This is a genomic window from Mesorhizobium sp. M7A.F.Ca.US.006.01.1.1 (assembly GCF_003997935.1).
GTDB lineage: Bacteria > Pseudomonadota > Alphaproteobacteria > Rhizobiales > Rhizobiaceae > Mesorhizobium.
Genome location: NZ_RZQL01000435.1, coordinates 1 through 2608, shown reverse-complemented (window position 1 = coordinate 2608; position 2608 = coordinate 1). Strand labels below are relative to the sequence as shown.

Sequence of the window (2608 nt, the reverse complement as noted above, 5' to 3'; positions counted from 1 at the left end):
CTGTGGAGGGGCTCGACAAGTCGGTATGGGAAGGAAAGCACTGCGACGGTTGCCATGAATGGCACGCGGCCCGGCTGTGTGAACAGTCGAAAAATTTCGCCGCCAACGACGTGTCTGTCTTACGGCTTCAACATCCGCTTGGAACGCGCTTCAAGGTGGCGCTCGCAAAATGGGCGCAAGGTGGCTGTAAGTAAGCCAGGATGATGACGGCATCCATCGGTTTCTGCCGGGCGAATGCTCTAATCCGCATCCGCTGCTTGGCTCAGGGCCTCGATCTCAGCCATCTGGATGCCCATTTCGACAAATGCCGAAAGAACGGTGAACCGGTCAGCCAGTGCGACACGCGCCAGTCCGGCCAGAATCCCGGCATTGATTGCGTGGGCGGCTGGAAACGGCAGCAACGCCGGTGCCATCGTCGCGGCCCTGGCCGAACCATTGTCACGCCATCCCGCGGCCAGAGCAATCCAGCCGACCGGCGTTGTTGGCGGCGTCGCGCCGGCTGTGCTGAGCGCCGCCTGGTGGCGGAGACTGTCCGGTTCGCCCACCCAGTTGTGGACCAGCGGGAGCAACTGATGATCGGTCTCATCCAACAGGTCGGCCAGGTGGCTCAGGCATTCATGGGCCCACCAGACCGCGGCTCGCTCGGGAAGCAGGTAGGCACAAAATGTAACCGCTTCCTCGGGAACGCGCCCTGCGAGAAGGTCGCGGCAAAACTCGATCGAGCGCTGGTCGGTTGGAAGGCTCCTCATGTCCCGCGCAATAGCAGGACACGCCGCGAAAAGATCCCTTGCCGTTTTGAACCGGAGCCCATTGGCCATGACCGCCACGCTTTCATCGAGAAGCTTGGCCACTCAAGCCTTAGGCGCGGCGCGGGTCAAGTCTCAACCGGTGACGCGGCAATAACTGTCACGTCCCCGGCGATTGCAGACAGACAATTGCCTGCGAATTTGCTATGATCCCAACATCGAAAATCGGAATACTCAACCAGGAGGAGCCGCTATGCAGTGGAGCAGTTCAGCTTTTGTGTTGGCGGTCGTGCTTTTCTCGACCCACGCTTCCGCCGACCCCGTTCAGAAATCGGAAGACATCGTGAAGTTTTTTGCTGGTGCGGCCGATCTCGGCAAGTCCCGCGGGATTTGTGTTGGCTCCGCGGAGGAGTGCAAAAGCAAGTCCAATGACGCGTCGGCAGTGAAAACCGGCCTCGACATGCTGATCAATTTCGGCTTGGATTCGGCCGAACTTGACGCCACCGCGCGCGCTGAACTCGACGAGTTCGCCAAAGCCCTGAAGGACAACCGGCTGAGCACGTTCAGCTTCGTCGTCGAAGGCTATACCGATGCCACCGGCACGGTGCACCACAACGAAGGCCTGTCGCAACGACGAGCGAAATCGGTAGCCGCCTTCCTCACGGCCAGCGGCATCGAGCCTGATCGCATCAACGCGGTCGGCATGGGTGAAAAGAACCCGCGCAGTTCCAACCCATACGATCCGCTCAATCGCCGCGTGGAAATGCGGATAAAGACACAATAGCCACGCAAAGCTGCGCCGCAGCTTGGGATGGGGCGAAGATTGTTCTACCCGATGGAATTTGGACAGGGGTGAGCATCTGATAGAGCAGCGCGAGCGTGGTTCAAGGCGTATTCTGAATTGAGCTTATGACGGCGGTGACGGCCTGCTTGTATTTTTCAAACTCCGGTGACGTCTGGCGGACCTCCGTGGTCGTTGTCTGCTGGGCGGCGCCAGTGGCCATGCGGCCCAGCTTCTGGCCCATTTTCCTTTCGGCCCAGTCCACGACGTAGCTGGCGGTCTTGCCGGTGAGAAACGGGTTGGCCTGGATGACGGCCGACCCCAGCACGGCGCTCAGTTGCGCCGAACCTGTGGCCGACAGCACCTGGTGCGCGCCTTCCATTCCCAGGAAATGACAGAGATAGAGTCTGCCCGCCGTAATCTGGTGACCACGCTCCCGAAGATAGGCCTCGCCTTCGCGAGCCAGGTTGCGAACCATCTCACGCGAGATCGTGGCGTCGTAGCGCAGTGCGAGCAGGTCGGCTGTCGACAGCGTGCGCGCAAGTTCCGGGCGGTAGGTGTTCATCATCCTGATCCAGGTCTTGCTTATGAATTGCCCTGCACCGGTTGCTGAGGAATTTGGGTTCTTGGCGCGAGCGCTGCCGCCGCTTTCGACATGAACGATACGGTCGGTGAGCGTCTCGACCGCGGAATCGTCGGAAGCGACCGCGGTGACCGTGCCGAGTGGGTCGATCGCTGCGCCATTCTGGTAGAGTTCGAAATGCAGGTGGGGCCCGGTCGAAAGGCCGGTGGTGCCGATATAGCCGATCACATCGCCGGCTTTCACCCTGGTTCCGACACCGGTCCCGATTGCAAATCTCAGCATATGCGCATAGCGCGTCTCGCGCCCGTTTGGGTGCGAGATCTTCACCAGATTGCCATAGCTGCCGCCATCGCCCTGGAAGGTGATGTCACCATCGAAGGCGGCTGCGATCGGCGTGCCAACGGGAGCCGCCCAGTCGACGCCCTTGTGGATGCGAACGGTGCCGAGAATTGGATGCTTGCGTGGCCCGAAGGTGGATGTCATCACCCCGTTGACGGG

General features: G+C 60.8%; 3 protein-coding genes and 1 pseudogene. 2 read left to right on the top strand and 2 right to left on the bottom strand.

What is annotated here, in order from left to right; translation table 11 throughout:
- A pseudogene (locus EN943_RS38090) lies at positions 1 to 194 on the top strand (peptidase c14 caspase catalytic subunit p20); the annotation flags it as partial.
- 45 nt (positions 195 to 239) lie between these two features.
- Here the strand turns inward: EN943_RS38090 and EN943_RS36460 are convergent.
- Entirely contained in the window at positions 240 to 851 is a 612-nt protein-coding gene (locus EN943_RS36460; RefSeq protein ID WP_224673521.1) for a hypothetical protein, read from the bottom strand.
- A 148-nt stretch (positions 852 to 999) separates the two neighbouring features.
- Between EN943_RS36460 and EN943_RS36455 the strand changes: the two genes are divergently transcribed.
- Complete coding sequence (locus EN943_RS36455; protein ID WP_013525282.1) at positions 1000 to 1530, top strand: OmpA family protein; 531 nt, start codon at positions 1000 to 1002, stop codon at positions 1528 to 1530.
- A 100-nt stretch (positions 1531 to 1630) separates the two neighbouring features.
- On the opposite strand, the gene EN943_RS36450 is transcribed toward EN943_RS36455, so the two are convergent.
- A partial coding sequence (locus EN943_RS36450; RefSeq protein WP_164778590.1) for a M23 family metallopeptidase occupies positions 1631 to 2608 on the bottom strand: 978 nt, incomplete at its 5' end.